The following is a 22,308-nucleotide window of genomic DNA, read 5'->3' on the forward strand; positions in this document are numbered from 1 at the left end:
ATTCCAAGAGTGCAGGTGCGCTCTGTAAGGTTTGATTCAGAACCGTCCCTTTACTGTGCCCTTCATTCATACCCTTGTTTTTGGTATTGTTTCCCGGCTACGCAGCCTTGCGATAACCGGGCGCAATACGTTTCGCGCCTGCGAGGCCGCTGCCTTGTGAGGCATTTATGGAAAGCCGGCCCGGTGAGGGCAAAGGCATAGCAAAAGGAACCTGTACCATGGCGACCCCTCGCAAAGGCATCATTCTGGCCGGCGGCTCCGGCACGCGCTTGCACCCGCTAACCCTGGGTGCGTCCAAGCAGATGCTTCCGGTTTACGACAAACCGATGATCTACTACCCGTTGTCCGTGCTGATGCTGGCAGGCATGCGGGAAATTCTGATCATCTCTACCCCAGATGACCTCCCTTCTTTCCGCAAGCTATTGGGCGATGGCAGCCAGTTCGGGCTGAAGCTCGAATACGCCGCGCAGCCCAGCCCGGACGGTTTGGCTCAGGCGTTCCTTATCGGCGAAAAATTTCTCGCAGGCGCGCCCAGCTGCCTGATCCTGGGCGACAACATCTTTTACGGGCAGCATTTCTCCGACAACCTCCACGCTGCGACCCATCAGCAGCATGGCGCCACCGTGTTCGGCTATCACGTGGCCGACCCGGAGCGGTTCGGCGTGGTGGAATTCGACGCACAGGGCCGCGCCCTCAGCATTGAAGAAAAGCCCGCCCAGCCCAAGTCCAACTACGCCGTCACCGGGTTGTACTTCTACGACAGCCAAGTGGTAGAAATTGCGAAGGCCATCAAGCCCTCGGCGCGTGGCGAGCTGGAGATCACCGACCTCAACCGCGTATACCTGGAACAAGGCTCGCTGAACGTAGAACTGCTGGGCCGTGGCTTCGCCTGGCTGGACACCGGCACCCATGAATCGCTGCTTGAAGCCAGCCACTTCGTGCATACCATCGAGCACCGGCAGGGGCTAAAGGTGGCGTGCCTGGAAGAGATCGCGTTCCATGCAGGCTGGATTTCCAAGGAATCGCTGTTGGAGCAAGGGCGCCGGTTGGCCAAGACCGGGTATGGGCAGTATCTGTTGAAGATTGCCAGTGAAAGCACGCTGTAACGCCTGCGTCGGGCTTGAACGTTGAGCGGTGAGCGCGTCGCTGTCCTCATGGCCGCGTTCAATGGTAGCCAATGGATAGACGAGCAGATCGATACCATTCTGGCGCAGCGCGACGTTGCCGTTGAGCTGTTCATCAGCGTAGACCCGAGCGAGGACGACACGCTCGAGCGCTGCCACCAACGCGCCGCCGCAGATCAGCGGGTTCACGTGCTGCCGACGGGTGAGCAGTTTGGTAGTGCTGCAGCGAATTTCTTCCGCCTTCTGGCAACGGTTCCGTTCGATAGCTTCGATCTCGTTGCCTTGAGTGACCAGGACGATCATTGGCTGCCTCACAAGCTGCAACGTGCCGCGCAGCAACTCCAAGCCCAGGCCTGCGAGGCCTATTCCTCGAACGTGACCGCCTTCTGGCCCGACGGCCGCACGCAGCTGCTGCACAAAGCACAGCCGCAAGTAGCCTATGACCATTACTTCGAAGCAGCCGGGCCGGGGTGTACCTATGTCTTTACCAAAGCGCTGGCGGGCTACGTAAAGGCGAAGGTGCAGGAGCAGCGCGAAGCCTTGAGCGGCATCACGTTGCAGGACTGGTACCTGTACGCACTCGTGCGTGCCAGCGGGCGGGTGTGGTTCATCGATGCCGAGTCGGGCATGCGATATCGGCAGCATGCCAGCAACTTGGTTGGCGCCAACGTAGGTATACGACAGTCCCTCGCCAGGCTTCGGCGCATCCGTGATGGTTGGTGGTTTACCCAAATTCACCTGATTGCCCGGTTGGTAGGTTGCCCCTCGCCATTGCGCGGGCAACTGAACAATGGCCGCCGTGGCTTGCTCTGGCTCGCGACCCATGCCCGGCACTGCCGCCGCCGATCTCGTGACCGGTTCTACTTCGCTGCTCTTTGCCTGCTGCAGGCTGTGGCCGGAGGCTCGCGCCCATGAGCCGTTCCGTACTGGTTACAGGCGCCACTGGCTTTGTAGGCGCTGCGGTGATGGCCCGCCTGGCTCAGCTGCCAGATGTACACCCGATCGCCGCGGTACGTCAGCCCGAGCGCTGGGCAGGGCCGGGGAGGGCAGTGGCGTATGACCTGCTTGCGGAGGGGTTACCCGACCTTGCCGGCATAGACGCCGTAATCCACTGCGCCGCCCGCGTTCATGTGATGGCCGATACCGATAACGATCCCCTTCAGGCCTATCGTGCCGCCAACGCCGAAGCGACAGCTCGATTAGCCGCGCACGCTGTCCAGTGCGGCGTTCGACGCTTCGTGTTCATCAGCAGCATCAAGGTGAATGGCGAAACCACGTTTGGCCGCGGCCCCTTTACCCCTGACGACGTGCCCGCGCCACAGGACCCATACAGCCAATCCAAGCTCGAAGCGGAGCAAGCGCTGCTCAGCCTCGCGGGCAGGGGGGAGCTTGAGGTGGCAATCATTCGTCCGCCGTTGGTATACGGGCCAGGCGTAAAGGCTAACTTCCGGGCAATGATGAAAGCGCTCAACCGAGGCTGGCCATTGCCCTTCGGGGCGCTGCACAATCGCCGAAACATGATCGCTGTTCAAAACCTGGCGGACCTTACCGTGCACTGCACCGACGCGCCTGCGGCTACGGGGATATTCCTTGCCCGCGATGCTGAACAACCCACCACCACGCAGCTGATGGCCGCCCTGGCGGAAGCGCTCGGCCGAAAGCCAAGGCTACTACCCATCCCGGCCGCGTGGTTGCGCCTCGCCGGCACGGCCCTCGGCAAGCGTGCGGTGATCAGCCGGCTATGCGATCCACTGGAAGTAGATTTGCAACACACCACCACCCGGTTAGGTTGGGTACCGCCTCTTCCGCAAAGTGAAGGCCTGCGCCTGGCGGCAAAGGCGTACCAAAAGGAGCTGAAGTGACCGTAGTTCTCTGCCTCGCCGTATTCGTGCTGTCGATACTGCTTACCGGGGCTATACGCAACTACGCACTGCGCAAGCAGCTCATGGACGTGCCTAACGCCCGTAGCTCGCACACCGTGCCCACCCCGCGCGGCGGCGGAGTCGGGATAGTGGGCGCTTTCTTGCTGGGGCTCCCCGTTGCCGTGTACTTGGAGCTGCTGACAGTGGCTGATGCGAGCGTACTGGCTATCCCCGGCCTGGGCGTTGCCGCCATAGGGTTTGCCGACGACCATGGGCATATCGCCGCCCGTTGGCGCTTGCTCGGTCACTTTATCGCTGCAGGGCTTGGCCTTGCCTTGCTGGCCAACTGGCCGATTGTGCCGCTGTACGGGTCTGTATACCTGAGCGGCGTGTGGCTCGCGATCCCGTTGGTGGTCGGGTTGGTATGGCTGCTCAACCTCTACAATTTTATGGACGGGATCGACGGGATTGCCGGGGTGCAAGCGGTGACGGTGTGCCTAGGGTTGGCTTGGCTGAGCTACCTGTACGCCACACCCGCTGATGTGACTTTGGCACTGCTTCTGGCTGCAGCCTCGGCGGGCTTTTTGTGCTGGAACCTGCCGCCTGCGAAGATCTTTATGGGCGATGCAGGCAGTGGGTTCCTTGGGCTAGTGATTGGGCTGCTATGGCTGAAGATAGCCTCGCATGCGCCACAGGTATTCTGGGCGGGGTTGGTGCTGATGGGAGTGTTTGTGGTCGATGCCACTTGGACGCTGGTGGTGAGGTTGCGCAGGGGAGAGAAGGTGTATGAGGCCCACCGCAGCCATGCGTATCAGCATGCTGCGCAGAGGTGGGGGCATGGGAAGGTGACGGCGGCAGTGGCGGTGGTTAACTTAGGGTGGTTGTTGCCGCTAGCCGGTCTTATGGCCGCTGGTCTGCACGCAGGAATTAGTACGGTCGTGGCTTTCGTTCCACTATTCATTGTAGTTGTCCACTTTAAGCGCTACGGTAAGGAGCCAAGCGTTAGTGAGTAGGTCGTTAAGCACAACTTTTCAGGCAGATTGCCATCATTTGGGTGAAGGCTGTTTCGGACGGTTCACGAAGGTCAACCCGTATATAATAACCCCATGATATTGCCAAGTGGGTGTATGTGGCGCCCGTTAAGCCTTATCTGGTATCGTTGAAATACTAATCATGGAGCACTAAACATGGCCTTGGATTGTCAAGTGTGCCAGGAGGAATTATCGGTCGGCATACAGGAATGGCATTATCAATGCCGGGCTTGTGACTATGAAATGTCAACGCTGGAGCCTACTATCAATAATTCGAACGCTCACATGAACATCGATGAGGGTGCTAGAGAGACTGGGCTTAGAGCTGTACGAAATATAAATTTCGATATTTTGCTGACCAAAATTAAAAATATCGTCCCTCCAGGTAAAAGGGTCTTGGACGTCGGATGCGCTCATGGCTGGTTCCTAGAGCGAGCTGCGAAGGATTATGAAGTTACAGGTGTGGAACCGGATTCTGCAGTTTTCCAGAAAACCGTAAAAAAGGGCCTAGATGTCCGAAATGGTTATTTTCCAGACGCGATGGTTGATAGCGAAAAGTATGACGCGATAGTGTTCAATGACGTCATTGAGCATATCCCGGACATCAGGAAAATATTGGATGCATGTGCCGGATATCTAAACGCTGAGGGATGTCTGGTTCTTAATCTGCCCAATAGTAAAGGGGTTTTCTACACGGTATCGAAGACTCTCGCTAGGCTTGGAGTTGTTTCCTTCTTCAATCGAATGTGGCAGAAAGGGTTGCCTTCACCTCACGTACACTATTTCGATAGCAATAATCTGATAAAGCTCGTAAATGATCATGGTTTCGAAGAAGTCTACAAGGGAACGCTTCCAGCACTAACGTTTTCCGGCTTATATACTCGTATCTCATATGCTGGGAATCAAAGCTTTATAGCTAAGATGTTGATGTACGTTTTGATTGTAGCTGGACTGCCGTTCCTCAAAATAATGCCAAGCGATATCATGTACGTGATCTTCCGTAAGAAATGAGATTACTCCGCCTGCCTATCGCTGGCGGAGTTATATTACGGAATGGTGTGAGTGCTTACGGGCGAATAGGTGCTCGCTTGTACATATTCCAATCGCCCGATTCGCCCGCGGGTATGACGCTTGTATTTCGAGACAAGCCTTCTGATGCATTAATCGGTGATATAACCATCGCTGCACCGGCCTTGTGGAAATCAAAGGCTTGCCGGGATATATGGATAGCGACTACGTCCGGCCTGGGCGTGGTTAACTTGTAGGGCTGCCCATTGGCTAGCGCTGGCGCCTGATCCCCAATAAATTTTAAATGTTGGTATCTATTGTAGACATCCGAGTATTCGGAAGGGCTATCAAGCCGCTTCCATAGCGACTCTTGGGGATAGAAAAAGATACCGTTAGCGACCGACGCGCCGGCGGCAGCAAGCGCCATTGCAGGAACCTGGTCCTCTAGAACCAAAATCCTTTTATTACTCTCTGGTGATTCACTGGTCAATGCGGTTGAAATCGGTGTCGCAATTAAGACTTTGCTGGGCGCGATGCTTATCGGGTGGAACGGGAGTGTAGTGACAAGTGTAAGGGCGCCTAGTAATAGCAAATATTTATCAAATCTCCAGCTTAATAAATGATAGCTCATAAAAAATAGGTACGCGCAAAGCCCTAATAAAAGAGAAGGAGTCATTCCCACTTTGATAGACTCGTCCAGCTTCGAAATGGCATATAGCACAATCCCGCACCAGAGCAAACTAACAGTGATCCTGAATAGCTTGGATGGGATTGAATTCATGGCTTGGCCGGCGAGCCATCCTGTTAGAAGGAGTAGCGTAAAACCAAGGCTTAGGTCGGCGCGATTCGATGGAACCCTTCCCCAAAGCGTCCATTTGGCGAATGTCTCCGGGACTCCGAAGCTGACGTAGTAATATACGTATAGCGCACTGAATATAAGCGCTATAGCAACTGAGTCTATGCGTTTGCGGACTAATATCAGAGCGGCCGAAAGCGGCACTAGCATATAAAAAAATGAGGATATTTCGCTTTGATTACTAATGGTGCTATTCAACTGATTGAGCGTGATTATGTTGGTAAAGCCTTTTAAAAGCATCGATAGAGAGATGCCCCCGCCTAGTACGGTCGTTCTCTGTCCTGGATATACGGTGGCCTGCATAGCCTCGACGGCTGCTTTAGCTGATATCCACCAGTCAGCTATAAATGCCAATGTAATAACGGCCGCAAGCAATAAATAGCATAAACGGTCAAGCGTGATTTGCTTGTAGACATTGTTTCTAAGTAGGTAGGCGATAGATATCGCGATAAAAACGTAGCCTAACGATACCTGCCAAGGCGGATAAAGTAGGAAAACGAATCCAGCTGATGCCACCGCTAATCCCAAGGACGCCGTGATCTTTTTACTCCAGTGTGCTGTATGCAGTAGCCAGTGAATACATAAAAACATTACGGAAGGGAACAATGTTGTGTAGGCTGGCCAGAACGACCATCCAACCACATATGGGGCAGCGATATACGTTCCAGCAAGGGCAGCGCCGATTCTCCATTCAGTACGACAAAGTACTTGGATTACGCCCCAGAGTGCGACGAAACAGCCGAAAATAGGAAACCACCACTGCCAAGCTAAACCTCGCTTCAGATCAAAGATAAAGAAACCCCAAGTTGCTGGCTTTGCAAAAGCGGACGAGTGCGCAACGGGTATGCCTGTCATTCCGACGACTAACATATTCTGACCATCTTCGCCGTAACTATCGTTAATCACGGGGAATTTTGGCGCATGGTTGTATTGCGCTACAGACAAGGGAGTAAATACAAGCCACTCATCACTACGAATCGGCTGTTCGCGTCCAAAGAGTCTCTCCCCATCAGCAGACACAAAGGACCTTTGGTCAAGAAGCAGTCGCGTTGAGCTTCCGGTTAATCCTAGAGTCACTAGGAGACAGAAAAAAAACGCTACCGCGGCAATGAATGCTACAGGCGCAGTCACTTCGCGCTTAATAGCCCGAGACGCATAGATCGAAATTTTTTCCGCGAAGATAAAAGTTAACAAGATCATTGCAATGCCAAGAATCAATAGTGACTTAGCTATCGATCGCGGCCAATCACGTTGCTTATTCTTGGTGAGGATGATTTTGCTTTTTTCCCCGGCGCTCAATGTCAGGCTCGCGCCGGAATCGATCTTTGCGCGTATCTCGATGTTGACGGTTCCGCCTTCACCAATGTCCCCGACTGGAATCGCGACCCTCCAGCCTGACCGGAGCCAGTCTGGCCTTTTCAGCGCGTCGGCAACATCCGGTCGCTCCATCCGTTCGAACGGCCCTTCATACCTCATCGAACCGTTGGCCCAAACCTGGATCGCAGTAATAAACTGATTAGGGCCTGGCGGGCCCGCCCAACCTACAGCTATGAAACGATCGCCGTCGATCCCGATTTGATCGACATAGCCAGCTCCATGCATCTCTTTAGCGGAAGAGACTCCAGTTAAGCCGAAAAGTACATAGATAAATAAAATAAAAAAATGTTTAATGCTAGGCACTTCAAGCCCTCACCGTAATTATTATTCCTGTGATAAGGATTGCCACTCCGACGAAGTACTGGGGTGGGAACCTTTCATCAAAGAAGTAGTGGCTTGCAATGGGGACAAGCACGAAGGCGAGAGCCATCAGTGGGTATGCTTTCCCGAGCGTAAGTTTCTGAAGGATCCAGATCCAGATCAGAGTAGTTAGCCCATATACTCCCAATGCTATTATTAAGATTAGGAAGGTTTGTGGATCAAACACAGAGCCAGTTTTCTTAAGCTGCATGGCGCCGAGTTTGAATAATATCTGTCCTGCAGCTATCCCTACCACGCATGCCAGTGCGACAATATATGTAATGATCACTATGCCGCTCCGGGGCGGTTGGCTATATGGCGGTGCAGAGGCTTCTTTGGAACGGACTGAATATCATACCCAACAAATGCCAGGATTAATTGTGTTCCCATAAGAACCGGTAACGCAGAAAGCATTACTGTTCCCGCAGATGCCTGTACCCCACTTAGGGATGAACTAGCCCAGTGTGCCATGCCAAAAGCTGCACCGGAGAGAAAGAGGCACAGGCCTACAGGAAGCTCGATGGATGCTAATGACATGTCTCGCAAATAGTAGTTATAAAATACGCGTTTTGTAAAGTTTCTCAGATGTTTCACTAAAAATTCGCCTACGATACGCGAGATTCTAAGATTGCTTTCCTCGTCTTCGTATTTCGCATCCATAGGAATGTCAGTGACGACAGCTCTCAGAGTGTTAAGCCTAAAAAGCATATCGGTTTCGAAAAAGTATCGGTTGCTGATTTTCTCGAACGGAAGATGCTTGGCTACATCTCGGTGGATCGCAGTGTAGCCATTGGTTGGGTCAAATAAATCCCAATAACCCGATGACAATTTCGTCATCAAAGATAGCGCGGCGTTACCGAATAGGCGTATTGGGGGCATCCTTTGGATCTTTTCCAAGAAGAAGAAGCGATTACCTTTGGTGTAATCCGCCTTCCCCCTGGCTATAGGCGCGACGAAATCCATGATCAGGGCGGGGTCCATTTGGCCGTCGCCGTCAATTTTCACAAATATCTCCATGCCATCAGCGATTGCCGCCCTATAACCCGCCAGGACTGCGCCTCCTACCCCAAGGTTCACCGAGTTTCGTATCACCTTTACTCGAGGGTCGTTCACGGTCTGTTCAACATATGTCCCCGTATCTTCAGGACATTTGTCATCCACAACGTAAATGGAATGCACTTCTCTTCCGATACTCGAAATAACGGAGGCGATGTGTCGCTTAACCTTGAAGCATGGTATTACTACAGCTACACGAGGCGTATTTATATCAGTATTTGTCATAACATTTCTCTGAAAGGTTGCAACTCGGCAAATTCCTTGGCCTTAATGCTCAGCCGGAATCGATCAAATTTTAACCCTCGGGGGCCACGATAACCCGAAGTCTTCATGGTCAAGTGTAAGATTCGGGTTATAGCAATAGTCTTCCTGTATTTGGGGCCAGCGGCGCTTCATATAGTTAACCTCAGCTGCAAAGCGCGCCTTTTTAGCGGGGGTATCTTCCAAACCGCGTGTTGCGCTTTCATGATGGTAAAGCTCGGCATAGGGTGTCCAAACATTTACGTATCCAAGTTCTTGCAGTCGAAGGCAAAAATCTACATCATTGAATGCGATGACCAAGTTCTCCTCATCGAGACCGCCAGCCTCTTGAAAGATTGCCTTCCGGACTACAAGGCACGCTGCGGTCACAGCGGAAAACTCCTGGATGAGCTCCGAGCGACAGAAGTAGCCGTGGTCTCCTCTCGGAAGGTATTTGTGAGAGTGGCCGGCAACCCCACCTACCCCAACTACGACGCCGCCGTGCTGGAGGCGATTGTCTGGATACCACAACCTCGCACCTACGGCGCCTATGCCTGGCTGGGTCGCCAAGGCAACCATTTCATCCAACCATTCAGGGGTTATTACTTCTATATCGTTGTTGACTAAAGCGATTACATCACCCTTGGCTATATTTACCGCGTGATTGTTAAGCGCGGAATAGTTGAAGGGGCGATCATCACGGATGACACGTACGTTATCAAGAGCTTCTAGGCTTATGAAGTACTCAAGCGAGGCTGAATCATCTGATCCATTATCAATGAGAATTATCTCGTAGTGCTTGTATGAAGTTAATCTCGTAATGCTTTCAATGCACTGCCGTACAAGCTGGTGCGCATTGCGCGTGGGAATGATCACGCTCACGGATGGCGGATTCTCTGGTAGTGTGTAATGCACTCGATACATACCAGTAGGTAGCAACTCTACCTCGCCAGAGGTGGCGTTACGCTCTAGATGATCCTTGAGGGCTCGTAAGCCTGCAAGGGCGGCGTAAGGCTTTTCATTTCCCGCCAGTGCAGTGCTTCCCCGGTGTATACGCCAGTGATAAAGCACGCGGGGAATATGGACGATTTGATTTCGCTCAAGTCGGTCGATGCATCTCAATGCTAAGTCGTAATCCTGAGAGCCTTCATAACCTTCCCTGAAGCCGTTCAGCTCCTGCACCAAAGCCGTCTGATAAATTCCCAAATGACAAATCATGTTCTGGGAGCGAAATAGAAATTTGTTCCAAGAAGGTTTGAAGTAGGGGGAAGACCTACGACCCGCCTCGTCTATTTTGTCTTCATCGGAATAGAAAAGCTTGGCTGTAGGGTTGTCCTGAATAGCTTTGGCTGCCCAGTAAAGCGCATGCTCGGCTAGGAGGTCGTCATTATCCATCAGGGCTATATATTCCCCTTCAGCTAGCGACAGCGCGCTGTTGCTTGCTTGGGAAATGTGACCATTCCGTTCCCGGAAGATCACTTTGATCCGAGGGTCTTGTACCATCCACCCGCGAAGCACATCCGCTACTGCACCGTCAGTGGAAGCGTCATCGGCAATGCAGAGCTCCCACTGGGGATATAGTTGCCGGCGTACACTTTCGATCGCTTCGTTCAGAAGAGCAATCGGGGGGTTATAAACTGGCATGATAATGGATACCAACGGCTTCTTCTGCCACCGACGGACCTCCTCCTTCATACGCCACCGCTTATCGTCATCTAAGGTGTCATAATAGGAAACCCAATTTTGGTAATCATGTCTATCAGGAACCGGTCGGCTTTCATGGCCGATGAATTCTGGCGTACCCATTTGGATAACGTGGCGGAGACGGGCGATCACGCCAGAGACGCCGTGAGAACGCAGTACTGCGATTGCCTTACGGCATGTAGCCTCCCACCCACCTCCTCTCCTAGCGATAGAGGGCAACAAGCTTGCGATGCGGCGCGCTCTGCGCATGGTTATGACTCCCTTGCGCAGCGGCGCAGTCACCAGCCAACTCGTAGACCCCTCTAACCCGATGATGCGAAGGTTAAGATTATGAATATGGGTGTCCTTGGCTATTTGTTGAGCCGTGAGCGCGTCGCGCGAAACTTCAAGTTCAGCTCTTAGCCTTGCAACTTCCTCGCGCAACTCCGAAACTCCCGCTATATCTCCAAATCCTGACAACGGAGTATTAGCGGAGTCGGCACCTGCTGAGGGGGCATATTCCCCACTGACTGGAGACATGGCGCTTTCCTTTCCGGCATTAGCTTCACGACCGGGAGCCCCCTCGGCCATGGTTTCGCCACCGACCGGTTCGTCAAAACTTTCTTCGGAATGTCCGTACGTAGCGAGGAAGTCGGAATCCTGGTGGAGGGTCAGCGTCACGGAAAGCTGCAATGGTTCTCCGATCACATTCGGTGTCGGCAAAGGTATTTGCAACCTAGGGTCTGCATTAACCGCCAGCAGCGAAACCAAGCCGTCCGGGCGCAATAGAGTAAAAAGTCCCACTACTGCCGACAGGCTCTGCAGATCTCCGTCCCACTCCCAGACAACGCTCTCTCCAGCCTTCACCATTAGTTCTTCCATTGTGAACACGCCAGGTTTGTCGATCGGGTCGAACCGAAGCACGTGGCAAGCCGCACTAGCGTTGGCGGGCACCACCCAGCTCAGCGTATTGACGCCTTCTGTAAGCGCAACGGCAAGGCTTTCCCCTTCAGTAAATCCTTCAGAATCTGCAGCCCAGTAGAGTTTCGCGCTCGCGCCGGTTTGGGGATCCGCTGACGCCTGGTCGGCCAACTCCTTATCCGCACCCCAATCTAGGAACTCGGTGAAGTGGCGGCCGGTGACTATTTCCTGAAGTCGAGCTTCCTGCTCGACGAAGCTGTCTATCTGACTCCGGGAGATCGATAGGCCAACCTCGGAGAATAGGCAGGTTATGAATTCGAAGCGGGATATTTCCAAGTCGGGCCGTAGGAGTGGTGACTTGGTCGCGAGGAGTAAAAGCAGCGCTCTTACCAGCAGGTGGCCAAGCTCTATGCCGTCTGGCTTGCGCCATTCGCGGTCGATGAAAGCAGCTTTGCCCGAGGCTTCCATGATGATATTGCTTGGCACGGCGTCAATGAAAATGCCTGATAGCCTATGATGCAAATGCATTGTAATTGGTGGGTCGCCCACCTCGGCTGCGAGCTCCTGCAAGACATTAATATAGCTCCTAAGAAATTCTGCGAACCCCTCTACGCTCCAATCTGGTTCACCGCTTAGTTCAACGAAGCGACTACTTAAGAGGGTGCCTTCCTTGTAGGTTGCTACGGCGGGAAGCTCATATTTGAATTGTTCAGGGGATTCTTCTAATGGTGCGAGCGGACGATATCTAACTTCAATCTGTCCTTCGCTTTCTACGAATCTGGCCTCTTTACAATACGAAGGCTTGCGTCCCGTGCTGTAATGATAGGCGAGATCGGAGGCTGGAATGCAGTGGGATCCTGGATCTAATGTTGCACAAACAAGGAATGAGTTGGCCAATTCCAGCCCTAGGCCGTTATGCAGAACCTCTGGCCAGGTGCGATGCAGATCGAAGTGTGTGTCGTCTGGTAACTGAGGGTCTCTGCCCACGCTCTGGCCAATCAGGCTGGCGGCATCGAACCGGGAATGCGTGATTCCATGTTCGGTAATGATGGTTTGCGGAATTTTGTAGTCCGGAATAGGAGCTAAGAACTCGCTCACTGCAAAGCCAGCTTCCTTTAGGAGACTGGCCAATACTTTACGACCGAACGTTTTTGGCTGGCCTTGACCATAACGGCCTTCAATACCATACATCGGAAGGCCGAGATGGTCTTCGGGAGCGCCTGCGAAATACTTCAAGCCCAGCTGGTTTTCAATTGCTATGAATAATCGCCCACCAGGACGAAGCAGGCTACCTGCGCGCTGCAGCATGTGCAGCGCTGGATCAGGCGCCGTACTGAACATGCTTGCATACTCTAGTACGCCGATCAGCGTGACCACATCGAAGCGTTCGGTTGTTTCGAAGTCATCGAAGCGTTCCGCCAGCACTGTCACATTGGATAGGTCCCGGGTACGACTCGCCGCAGTTCGAGCGCGGCGGACGCTACCTTCCAAGCATAAGACCTGCCCGCCGCACTCCCCTAAGAAGCGGCTGATCGCCCCACAGCCAGCACCAATCTCCAGCACCTTTTTATTTAGTTGAGCCTCAAACGGACGGAGTATGTTCCCTCTAGCGGGGGATAAGTGGTAGAGGCTTGCCCAGTCACGAGCGTGCCCTGCAAGTTCTACAGAAAGCGCCGACAGGTCGTTGGCATTTCGAACGACTTCCCAGACGTATTCTTCAGCGGTGTCTCCGTCACTGTAGGGAATGCTTAAATAACCCGGGCGGGCCCATACACCGGTGGTGTCGTCGAGGATGTATTGACTAGCTTCAGACATGTTCAAGAGACGGATTCCACGTTGATAGCACCAGCGAGATCCACTAACCCAAGCATTTGGGGAGTGGGCGCCACACACAGATGTATGACGTCATAGCGACGGTCATGGGGAACGATCGAGTCGCCTACCTGCGAAGCGAGCCCGAGCGAAATGAAATAGTCACCTGAGCCAAGACAGGCATTGAATGTCAGTTTTGCCTTCGCTGTTGAGTCGGCCTCGCCCAGTTTAGCGATTGCGCCGCAGGACTGAAGCTGGCTGTTTGTCCCGTAAAGCGTTACACCTTCCTTGGTTTTTAGGGTTAAACCTAGGATCGGGTTAATGACCCTTCTGTTAAAACGAAAACGTAGCCATAGCTCAATAGTTTCGCCGCTTGTGACTTGGGCCGGAAAGTCACGACCTCCGCTGCGCAGATGATAATCCAAAAGGGTGGCTGAACCATCTCCCCACCGGTACTCATGGGGGTTATAACCAGGGCGTGTGAGGAAATGGTCTCCCTCTTCTACGTTCATCACCGGTACGCCTTCGGCTTGTTTCAGCGGCGCGGTTTTGTCCTCGGGTGGAGGAGTAGCTTGCTTTTCCCTGCCGAACAAAAGGTCTAGGTAACGGTTAATAATGGGCCGCGGCTTGCCCAGCATTTCCACTCTGCTTCTGTCCAATAGCACTGCACGGTCGCAGTGAGTTACTACCTGTTCACTCGCATGGGTAACTAGCAGAATACTGGTGCCGTTTTCCTTGAGTTGGCGTAGTCGCTCAAAGCATTTCGCCTGGAATCGCGCATCTCCTACTGACAGCGCTTCATCCACAATCAGAATGTCAGGGTCCACCTGAGCCTGCACAGCAAATGCCAGGCGCACCGCCATACCGCTGGAGTAATGTTTGACCGGCTGCTCTATAAACTCTCCGATGTCCGCGAAGGCGGCTATTGCATCGAAGCGTGCGTCTATTTCTTCACGGGTGAGGCCCAGCAGGGCGCCGTTAAGAAACACGTTTTCCCGGCCCGTGAACTCAGGGTTGAAGCCCGAGCCTAGTTCAAGTAGTGCAGCCACGCGGCCGTGGGTTTGCACAGTACCGCTCGTAGGGGTAAGGGTGCCGCAGATGATCTGCAGGAGCGTCGACTTACCCGAGCCATTACGACCTACGATCCCTACAGTTTCTCCTCGCTTCACCTCGAAGCTGATATTGCGCAGCGCCCAGAATTCCTTGCCATAAGAGGTAGGCGCGTCACCAACCCACTGCTGGAGCCGTGGAACGACCGATCTTTTCAAGCGATCGATGGGTTTGTCATAGGTGTGGAAGCACTTGGAAACGTCCTCGACGCGAATAGCATAGGTTTCAGAGGACATCGGCAAACCCCGCGCGCGTTTTCTGGAACAGCCAGAATCCAGCTAGCGCTATGACCACGCTCCCGGCCAGTGACAAGATGAAGCCATGCCATTCAGGGGAATGGCCAAAGATAAGTACGTTCCGGCTGTCTTCGATGACATAGGTCAACGGATTAAGCCGCAGCCATGGGCGATAGGCTTCAGGCAAGGCAGACACGGGATACAGCACGGGCGAAAGGAACAGCAATACCGTCGTTAACACGCTGATAATTTGCCCTACGTCTCTAATGAACACACCCAACGCGGCGAGCAGCCAGCTGAGGCCGAGTGTCCCCAGGCAGAGCGGGAGTAATATCACGGGGAAGTAAAGTGCTGTAAGGGGCGTAGTGCCGCTGAGCATCTGTTGTGCCGCCAGAAGCACGATTACGCTGATGCAGCTATGAAACAGCGCCGCACCCAGGCTTACCAGAGGGAGGATTTCAAGCGGGAAGACTACTTTCTTTACATAATTCGCATTGCTAAGGATCAACGACGGCGCCCGGTTGGCACACTCGGCAAATAGGCCGTGCACAATCATCCCCACGAAAAGGAGGATGGCAAAGTCCCCCTTGCCTTCCTGGCCAGCCCAGCGGGACTGAAAGACTTCGGAAAATACGAACGTATAGACGACAAGCAGCAGGATCGGATTGAAAAATGACCACGCCAGGCCCATCACCGAACCTCGATAGCGGCCGACCACTTCGCGCCGAGTCATTTGAATGATCAGCTCTCGATTCAGCCAGAAGCTGCGTAGGAAACCCGCGGGGCCGGAACCCATTCCTTTAGAAATATTCAATGTCACTTCCCGTGAGCTCCTCCCGTCAGGGCAGGCATGGCTGAAAGCTGCCTGCGCTGCCGACGCGGTAGGGGTTTGTTTTTAAATGCGTTTTATCAGGCTGGCAACCGCCAGGGTTAAATTTCCTAAAAATGTTTGCCGGTAGACTCCTGCACGCCTGAGCAGCAGCAGAGCGGCGAAGCCCGCTTTGGCACGTGCGGCGACGAAAAGCGCTAGAATCTGCCGGTTTTCGTACGTTATCAACTCATTAATAGGGGCAAGGATCTCAATGTTCGCGCTGTTCCACTCAGCGAAGCGCCCGGATAGCATCATGGTCAGTCGCCGGAACCGATCCTGAATAGTCGCGTTTCCTCCAATAAGGTTTCCGGCGTGCTGTCGATAGTCCAGACAGGGGCGCGGGTCATAGAGGACGGTCCCGCCTACCGCAGACACCAAGAGGTACGCCAGCCAGTCGTGAGCGACGATGTTAGAGCCTTCGCCTACCCTGCTTAGGAGGCGACGGGCCGTTTCGTTGAATACCATCGTATTCGCTCCCGCCAGGCTTTGTACGAGGGCATTGGAGAACCTGGGGGGCCTTACGAATGCTGGCGACTTACCGAGCACGTTGCCCTGTTCGTCAACGAGCCGGGTTCTACCACAGTACAGTAACGCTCCGTCCGGGCAGCCGCTCAGCGCCGCGATTGCCCGGCTCAGTTTGTCGGCATACCAGATGTCATCCTGATCGCTGAAAGCGTAGTAGTCGGCACGCACCTCCTGTCGACGAAGCAAGGAGAGGAAATTTGCGGCAAACCCCATTCCAGGGCCACTGAATAGTGTGAAGCGATCCTGCAGGCGGGAGGAGTAGCGGTGCAATATAGAGAGCGTGGCGTCGCTTGAGCCATCATCTGAAATATATAAATGCCATCTTCTATGGTTTTGACCCACGATCGTATCCAGCTGCTGCTCAAGAAAGCGTTCCCCGTTATAGGTACACATCAAGATTGCAATCCTTGGAATCTGGATATGGGTTGCAGCTTCGGTAGCCTTTCCCGCAGGTTGGGGCATGGTTTGGGCCGCGGTATCGAATTCCGCCTTTCCTTTGATTTGTATCATTGAGGCATACCCGCACCTTCCGTCTGCTGTATTTCTGGCATAGTCTGTGTTGGCCTTGGTGCTTCGTGGCAGAGGCACGATAACAGACGTGCTCTTCCCAGCCAATCGGGGGGGTAATCGCATTGCAGACAATGCCGGGTTCGGATGGTTCCAAAAATAGTTACATTAAATTTCAGGGGCGCTGGTGGACAAACTAAGAAGACTTTTGTTGGCACTACCAAGGCGGCAAAAACGCCTTATCCAGGTGGTGGTGGACATCGGGCTTGTCTGGCTGGCGTTATGGGTGGCATTTGTAGTACGTCTGGGAATCGAAGACCTGATAAATCCCGTCGGTGACTATCTTTGGCTTTTTGTCGCCGCTCCACTTGTATCGATCCCGCTTTTTATACGGCTGGGAATGTATCGCGCCGTAATGCGTTACTTTGGTAATGATGCACTTATTACAATTTTCAAGGCTGTTAGCCTGGCCGCACTTGTTTTAGCATTTGTCATATTCTGGTTCAGCAACCACAAGGCTGTTGTCCCTAGATCGATTATCTTCAATTATTGGTGGCTCAGTCTTGTCATTCTGGGCGGGCTTCGTTTGGCGATGCGGCAGTTCTTTCTGGGTGATTGGTTCGCCGGAGCCAGCCATGTACCCTTCCTGAGCAAGGATGAAAGTCACACCAAGGTCGTCATTTATGGAGCGGGCGTAGCCGGTAACCAGTTGGTGTCCGCGCTGAGAATGGGCAAGGCTATGCGGCCGGTAGCCTTCATTGATGATGATCCAGGCTTGGCCAGGCGAGTCATTGCGGGGCTACAGGTTTATAAGCCAAGGCATATGAACAGAATGATCGAGGAAACCGGGGCAACCGAAGTCCTGCTGGCATTACCATCCTTGAGCCGCGGGCGGCGTAGGGAAATCCTCGAATACCTCGAATCGTTCCCGCTTCACGTTCGTAGCGTGCCGAATCTGTCTGACCTTGCAAGCGGCAGGGTGAAGGTGGAGGACATCCAGGAGGTGGACGTTGCCGACCTGCTTGGTCGTGATCCTGTGCCCGCCGAGCCTGACCTGCTTAGGCAATGCGTGAGCGGGAGGGTCGTACTCGTGACTGGGGCGGGGGGGTCGATTGGCTCGGAGTTGTGCCGACAGATTCTTCATCTGGAGCCGTTGCAGTTACTCCTGTTTGATCACAGCGAGTTCAACCTCTATGCGATTAGTGGAGAGCTAGAGCAATTGCTGCTCAGGCATGCGCTGAATACGCGGGTTATTCCAATCCTGGGATCGGTAAAGGATTCGGTTAAGCTTCGCCAAACGTTGCAGGCGTGGCGAGTGGAGACGGTTTATCATGCAGCAGCTTATAAGCATGTTCCGATTGTCGAGCACAACATAGCGGAAGGAGTATTGAACAATGTCTTCGGAACTTTGCATCTGGCTCAAGCCGCGGTTCGAGTCGGAGTGTTGAACTTCGTATTGATATCAACGGACAAAGCAGTACGGCCAACGAATATCATGGGTAGCACCAAAAGGTTGGCCGAGCTGATTCTTCAGGGGCTTAGCCGCGAAGCGGCCCCGGTGCTCTTCGAGGATCCTTCCAATGTTGCCCAAGTCAATCGAACGCGGTTTGCGATGGTCAGGTTCGGTAACGTGCTCGGCTCGTCAGGCTCGGTTATACCGCTGTTCCATAAACAGATCTGTGCGGGCGGGCCGCTTACTGTTACGCACCCGAAGATAACGCGTTATTTTATGACTATCCCGGAAGCTGCTCAGCTGGTTATCCAGGCTGGTGCTTTAGGAGGGGGGGGCGAAGTATTTGTACTCGATATGGGCCCTCCAGTCCTGATCGCCGAACTCGCTGAGAAAATGATACGGCTAGCCGGCATGAGCGTCCGCTCGGAGCGAAACCCTCATGGAGACGTTGCTATAGAATTCACGGGTTTGCGGCCGGGCGAAAAACTATACGAAGAGCTGCTGATCGGTGAAGACGTGGTCCCGACGCGCCACCCGATGATCATGTGCGCGCACGAAGAGAGCATTGCTTGGGATGAACTCAAGCGTAAGCTGGCTGCACTGCAGGGGGCGCTCAGGAGTGAAGATTTCCAGCAGGTGCGAACGATCCTGCGGCAGACCGTGATCGGGTATGAGCCGCAGGATACTATCGTCGACTGGTTTCACTTACAGCAGCGCTCGGATGCAGAGTGACTCACTGGCTCGCGGGTAATGGTGGGAGTTCTCCCGCTAGCTCGCCGTTCGTAGGCTGATGGGCGCGATGCATCCAAAATGCATTACCGTCTTCAACCAGCTTGCACTGGTTCGCAATACAGTCGCTTTCAGTGTAGTAGTGGAAAACGAGGCTCTTCCTTGTACGGGCAGGGTCAGCTATTGGCATTCCGCCGTGTAGCAGGTAGCAGCTCCAGATAAATACATCGCCTTTCTTTGCGGCGAACGTTTCCGCTTTGAGATCCCTATCTTTGATCTGCTGCTCTATGTGCGCATGCCACGCGCTCATTTCTTGAGGCACGAAATGCAGTGAGTCATTGGAGAAGCGATAAGCAGGGATCTTGTGGCTGCCTGGATAGTAGCGGAGGGGGCCTGCGTCCATATGGCAGTCTTCCAGGGCCACCCATATCGCAACCAAGCTATGAGGGGTGCGTGGGGTCATGTACAGGGCGTCCACATGATCCGGTTGGCTGCTCCCCTGATCAAAGCTGAGGGAGTTGCACAAAACAACCTTTTCTCCAAGTAGCTGGTTCAATAGCGGAGATATTCGGTCATTGAGCGCAAGGGCGCGAATAGCGTCAATTTCGAGGTAGAGGTCATTGAGCTTGAAGCGATGCGTTTTCGCGGCGTGTGTGTCCACGTCCCGAAGCTTCAGTCTTTTTCCGGTTACTAGATCATCAACGACAATGCGAGGGTGGCGCTCACGCCAGGCGGATTCCTGGGCATCCCTGGCCTGGTCGATCTGGGTATGTGAATAGAAGCCAGGCAGCTTCAAAAACCCATCCTTGTCCCACGATGATGTATCTACGGGCGGCGGGGAGGGCCGCTTGAAGAGTCTGCTGAGGTTGATCACGTCGAAAATTCCAAGGGCTACAGAAAGGCCGGCGTCTGCCGCTGTCTTCCTCGAGTGTAGCGCACCAAGGGTGTCAGCGCGATTCCCTTGCGATCACCTCTTTTGTCAGGCGATTTTGGCTAATGGGCATATTCGTAGGTTGGCTCAGGTTTCTAAGGCTTGCTGTACTAATGTCAGCTTAACAAGTGATGCAAGCTGAATGGGCATGATTGATGAGTGAGTCGGTGCAGTTTAATATAAATCCTAATACAGTGCCCTGTAGCTCTTCGGAATTGATTTCTAATATACGCTGCATTTTTCGGAGGTCTACCTGGGAATGAAGATTCCGCATAGTTTTAATTAAGAGCTAAGTTTTAAGATCTTGTATCTTCGGTGTTTGTAGGTATCTGTTGTGTTTTTGGTCTTTGCTGGAGAGGTTTTTTCATTTCGGATGAAGTTTATTATTAAGTAGCAAGAGCTTGTTTGGATGGCGTTACAAGCGATAGCTGGGGCAAGTGCATATATCCTATAAGGCAAGATAGGTTTTGGTGGGGATAACGGATGTTGGGCCTTTTTTTATAAGTATGTCCGCCAACTATCGGTTGAGGAGTCAGTGAGGCTGCAGATATATCTCATGACTCCTCATAGGAGTAAGGCTTCTAAGCTCAATGCACCTGCGCCGGCATCTCCACCGGCGCATACGCAAACTTGCTCAACGGTTTTACCCAGTACCGTTTGTAGTCCGCCTCGCTAGGCGGCACGGGCTTTTCGTTGAACCAGCCCGAAGGGTGCCGCAGCTCGGCACGGTAGGCGTCCCATTCCATCTTCAACGCCGCTTCCCTGGCGGTGGCTTCGTTCTCGAACCAGCCCAGCACATAGGCTTCGCCGTATTCCCGGCCGTGCTCGATCAGCAAATAGATGTCGTTGTTCATGGGGAATCTCCGTCAATCAGCGGCGTTCGGTAGGCCTTGTTCTGGTTTCGGCTAGCGCTCTCCTTCACTTTAGACACCCCTTTGCAAAGTGGTGCAATGGAAACGTCACCTTCTGTTACACGCCCCGGATCAGCGGCAGAGGTTGAGTGCGCCGCCGAGTGGTCATAGGATGACTGCCTATCTGACTGCCTGCCGAGGGACCGCCATGAGCTATGCCTATATTTCCAGCCCCAACGATGGGTTGATCACCCATTACCATCTCAATGACGAAACCGGTGAGCTGAGCCTGGTTGAGCAGGTTGAAGCGGGGGAGAAGGTGAACGCGTTGTCGCTGTCCCCGGACGGTAGCACCCTCTACGGCGCGCTGCGCGGCCAGCCACCGCAGGTGGTCAGCTTCAGCGTGGACGCCGGTAGCGGCAAGCTCACACGCCGCGCCGAGGCACCACTTGGCGCGGGCCTATCGTATATGGCCACCGATCGCCAAGGTCGCTTCCTGTTTGGCGCCTCCTACGGGGAGGACGTGGTAACCCTGCAGCCCATCGACGACGAGCTACAGGTACTGGAGGCAATCCGTAAGTACCCAAGCGGCCTGCATGCGCATTCCGTGCGTACAGACCCCAGCAACCGTTTCGTATACGCCTGTGTGCTGGGTGTCGATCGCGTGCTGCAATTCACCCTGGATGCCCAGGCGGGCGAGTTGCAGCCGATTGGAGAAGGGTTTGTAACGGTCGATGAGAACACCGGCCCTCGGCACATGGCGTTCTCTGAAGATGGCCATTACATGTACGTGGTCGGTGAAATGAGCGGCACGGTGATTTCCTTTGCCATCGACGCGCAAACCGGTGCGCTCACCCAGGTCGGTGTTGAAAGCGGCATCCCTGCGTCGCTCAACCTGAGCGAAGGCCTTGTGCGGGACAACCGCAATAATAACTTGGCCGATGACCCTACACCCCGCGTGTGGTGTGCAGACATCCACTTGGTGCCGGGCGGGAAGCTGTTGTACATCACCGAGCGCACCACCAGTTCCGTGAGCGTGTTCGAAGTGGCAGACGGTGGCCAGCTGAAATACCTCGACAACCATAAGCTCGAAGAGAAGCAACCGCGCAACATTGCTGTCTCGCCGAACGGGCAGTGGCTGATTGCCTGTGGTGAGCTGAGCAAGGTGGTGGGCATTTATCGCATTCATCCAGACGGCAAGATCGCCCGCGTGAGCCAAGCCCCATCAGGGGATGGCGCGCTGTGGATCGAGGTGCTCGGCTAACACGGAAAACTTCGCTAACAGCTGTACACTGGTATTCGATTTCAGCTCCGCTAAGGTAGGTGCACGGCTCATGACGTGCCGTGCAACCTGTCAAGGAGCATTCCATGCGCAAGACTATCCTTTCTTCCATTCTCCTCGCTGCACTGGCTATCACTCCGCTCGCCGCTCAGGCCAATACCGCCAGCACCGCGCCCGGGCCTTCCGCTGCGGCCATGGCCCAGAGCCTGGTCAATCTGAACACGGCGGACGCCACTACCCTGCAGAAGGAGCTTACCGGCATTGGCGCGGCGAAAGCCCAGGCCATTGTCGCGTTCCGTGAACAGAACGGCGCCTTCACCTCGGTAGACGAGCTGCTCGAGGTGCAAGGGATCGGGAAATCCCTGCTGGACAAGAATCGCGACCGCCTCGCTGTTAAATAATCCCTCCGCAAGCCCTGCCCTCGCTGATGAAGGAGGGCAGGGCTACCGCTCTTTAAATGCTGGTTGACATCTTAAGCCTGCT

The 22,308-nt window shown here is 54.0% G+C and carries 17 protein-coding genes; 8 read left to right on the forward strand and 9 right to left on the reverse strand.

The genetic code is table 11. From position 1 onward, the window contains the following. Positions 1-218: 218 nt before the first annotated feature. The 5 genes from rfbA (at position 219) to LG385_RS03695 (ending at position 5,028) form a co-directional block, all read left to right on the forward strand. Positions 219-1,106 (forward strand): glucose-1-phosphate thymidylyltransferase RfbA, encoded by an 888-nt coding sequence (gene rfbA, locus LG385_RS03675; RefSeq protein WP_225772495.1) that lies wholly within the window; start codon positions 219-221, stop codon positions 1,104-1,106. Positions 1,107-1,127: 21 nt separating this feature from the next. After that, positions 1,128-2,039, forward strand: coding sequence for a glycosyltransferase (locus tag LG385_RS03680; RefSeq protein ID WP_263974671.1), 912 nt, complete (start codon positions 1,128-1,130; stop codon positions 2,037-2,039). Next, entirely contained in the window at positions 2,036-2,986 is a 951-nt protein-coding gene (locus LG385_RS03685; protein ID WP_225772500.1) for an NAD-dependent epimerase/dehydratase family protein, read from the forward strand. The genes LG385_RS03680 and LG385_RS03685 overlap by 4 nt, the downstream gene beginning before the upstream one ends. Then, positions 2,983-3,999, forward strand: a complete 1,017-nt coding sequence (locus LG385_RS03690) for an MraY family glycosyltransferase (protein WP_225772503.1) — start codon at positions 2,983-2,985, stop codon at positions 3,997-3,999. Before LG385_RS03685 ends, LG385_RS03690 begins: the two co-directional genes overlap by 4 nt. Positions 4,000-4,302: 303 nt before the next feature. Continuing rightward, entirely contained in the window at positions 4,303-5,028 is a 726-nt protein-coding gene (locus tag LG385_RS03695) for a class I SAM-dependent methyltransferase (RefSeq protein WP_225772505.1), read from the forward strand. 55 nt (positions 5,029-5,083) lie between these two features. Here the strand turns inward: LG385_RS03695 and LG385_RS03700 are convergent, their stop codons facing one another. The 7 genes from LG385_RS03700 to LG385_RS03730 form a co-directional block, all read right to left on the reverse strand. Continuing rightward, positions 5,084-7,561 (reverse strand): hypothetical protein, encoded by a 2,478-nt coding sequence (locus LG385_RS03700; protein WP_225772507.1) that lies wholly within the window; start codon positions 7,559-7,561, stop codon positions 5,084-5,086. A gap of 1 nt (position 7,562) precedes the next feature. Next, positions 7,563-7,907, reverse strand: coding sequence for an EamA family transporter (locus tag LG385_RS03705; protein ID WP_225772509.1), 345 nt, complete (start codon positions 7,905-7,907; stop codon positions 7,563-7,565). Then, the gene (locus LG385_RS03710) at positions 7,907-8,899 is read right to left on the reverse strand and encodes a glycosyltransferase family 2 protein (RefSeq protein WP_225772511.1); all 993 of its coding nucleotides are present in this window, start codon (positions 8,897-8,899) and stop codon (positions 7,907-7,909) included. Before LG385_RS03710 ends, LG385_RS03705 begins: the two co-directional genes overlap by 1 nt. 63 nt (positions 8,900-8,962) lie before the next feature. Then, complete coding sequence (locus tag LG385_RS03715; RefSeq protein ID WP_225776163.1) at positions 8,963-13,333, reverse strand: glycosyltransferase; 4,371 nt, start codon at positions 13,331-13,333, stop codon at positions 8,963-8,965. A gap of 2 nt (positions 13,334-13,335) precedes the next feature. Beyond that, positions 13,336-14,676: an ABC transporter ATP-binding protein gene (locus LG385_RS03720; protein WP_225772513.1), complete on the reverse strand. Its 1,341-nt coding sequence runs from the start codon at positions 14,674-14,676 to the stop codon at positions 13,336-13,338. Further along, positions 14,666-15,409 carry an ABC transporter permease gene (locus LG385_RS03725; protein ID WP_225776164.1) on the reverse strand — a complete coding sequence of 248 codons (744 nt, stop codon included), beginning with the start codon at positions 15,407-15,409 and terminating at the stop codon, positions 14,666-14,668. Before LG385_RS03725 ends, LG385_RS03720 begins: the two co-directional genes overlap by 11 nt. A 162-nt stretch (positions 15,410-15,571) precedes the next feature. After that, positions 15,572-16,582: a glycosyltransferase family 2 protein gene (locus tag LG385_RS03730; RefSeq protein WP_225772515.1), complete on the reverse strand. Its 1,011-nt coding sequence runs from the start codon at positions 16,580-16,582 to the stop codon at positions 15,572-15,574. Between the two features lie 184 nt (positions 16,583-16,766). Here LG385_RS03730 and LG385_RS03735 point away from each other — a divergent pair, with 184 nt between their 5' ends. Then, positions 16,767-18,764 carry a polysaccharide biosynthesis protein gene (locus LG385_RS03735; RefSeq protein ID WP_225772517.1) on the forward strand — a complete coding sequence of 666 codons (1,998 nt, stop codon included), beginning with the start codon at positions 16,767-16,769 and terminating at the stop codon, positions 18,762-18,764. 1 nt (position 18,765) lies between these two features. Here the strand turns inward: LG385_RS03735 and LG385_RS03740 are convergent, their stop codons facing one another. Then, positions 18,766-19,635, reverse strand: coding sequence for a phytanoyl-CoA dioxygenase family protein (locus tag LG385_RS03740; RefSeq protein WP_225772519.1), 870 nt, complete (start codon positions 19,633-19,635; stop codon positions 18,766-18,768). A 644-nt stretch (positions 19,636-20,279) separates the two neighbouring features. Beyond that, positions 20,280-20,546 carry a hypothetical protein gene (locus LG385_RS03745; RefSeq protein ID WP_181111608.1) on the reverse strand — a complete coding sequence of 89 codons (267 nt, stop codon included), beginning with the start codon at positions 20,544-20,546 and terminating at the stop codon, positions 20,280-20,282. A gap of 169 nt (positions 20,547-20,715) precedes the next feature. Here LG385_RS03745 and LG385_RS03750 point away from each other — a divergent pair, with 169 nt between their 5' ends. Continuing rightward, positions 20,716-21,807, forward strand: a complete 1,092-nt coding sequence (locus LG385_RS03750) for a lactonase family protein (RefSeq protein ID WP_225772522.1) — start codon at positions 20,716-20,718, stop codon at positions 21,805-21,807. 104 nt (positions 21,808-21,911) lie between these two features. After that, the gene (locus LG385_RS03755; RefSeq protein WP_225772525.1) at positions 21,912-22,226 is read left to right on the forward strand and encodes a ComEA family DNA-binding protein; all 315 of its coding nucleotides are present in this window, start codon (positions 21,912-21,914) and stop codon (positions 22,224-22,226) included. Positions 22,227-22,308 lie beyond the last annotated feature (82 nt).

It is taken from the genome of Pseudomonas sp. Marseille-Q5115, assembly GCF_916618905.1.
Taxonomy (GTDB): Bacteria; Pseudomonadota; Gammaproteobacteria; order Pseudomonadales; family Pseudomonadaceae; genus Aquipseudomonas; species Aquipseudomonas japonica_A.

Excerpts from the sequence above, each read along its gene's own strand:
- rfbA (WP_225772495.1), top strand. The coding sequence starts at position 219 with ATGGCGACCCCTCGCAAAGGCATCATTCTGGCCGGCGGCTCCGGCACG.
- LG385_RS03685 (WP_225772500.1), top strand. The coding sequence starts at position 2,036 with ATGAGCCGTTCCGTACTGGTTACAGGCGCCACTGGCTTTGTAGGCGCT.
- LG385_RS03695 (WP_225772505.1), top strand. The coding sequence starts at position 4,303 with ATGAACATCGATGAGGGTGCTAGAGAGACTGGGCTTAGAGCTGTACGA.
- LG385_RS03710 (WP_225772511.1), bottom strand. The coding sequence starts at position 8,899 with ATGACAAATACTGATATAAATACGCCTCGTGTAGCTGTAGTAATACCA.
- LG385_RS03715 (WP_225776163.1), bottom strand. The coding sequence starts at position 13,333 with ATGTCTGAAGCTAGTCAATACATCCTCGACGACACCACCGGTGTATGG.
- LG385_RS03720 (WP_225772513.1), bottom strand. The coding sequence starts at position 14,676 with ATGTCCTCTGAAACCTATGCTATTCGCGTCGAGGACGTTTCCAAGTGC.
- LG385_RS03725 (WP_225776164.1), bottom strand. The coding sequence starts at position 15,409 with ATGACTCGGCGCGAAGTGGTCGGCCGCTATCGAGGTTCGGTGATGGGC.
- LG385_RS03730 (WP_225772515.1), bottom strand. The coding sequence starts at position 16,582 with ATGATACAAATCAAAGGAAAGGCGGAATTCGATACCGCGGCCCAAACC.
- LG385_RS03745 (WP_181111608.1), bottom strand. The coding sequence starts at position 20,546 with ATGAACAACGACATCTATTTGCTGATCGAGCACGGCCGGGAATACGGC.
- LG385_RS03750 (WP_225772522.1), top strand. The coding sequence starts at position 20,716 with ATGACTGCCTATCTGACTGCCTGCCGAGGGACCGCCATGAGCTATGCC.
- LG385_RS03755 (WP_225772525.1), top strand. The coding sequence starts at position 21,912 with ATGCGCAAGACTATCCTTTCTTCCATTCTCCTCGCTGCACTGGCTATC.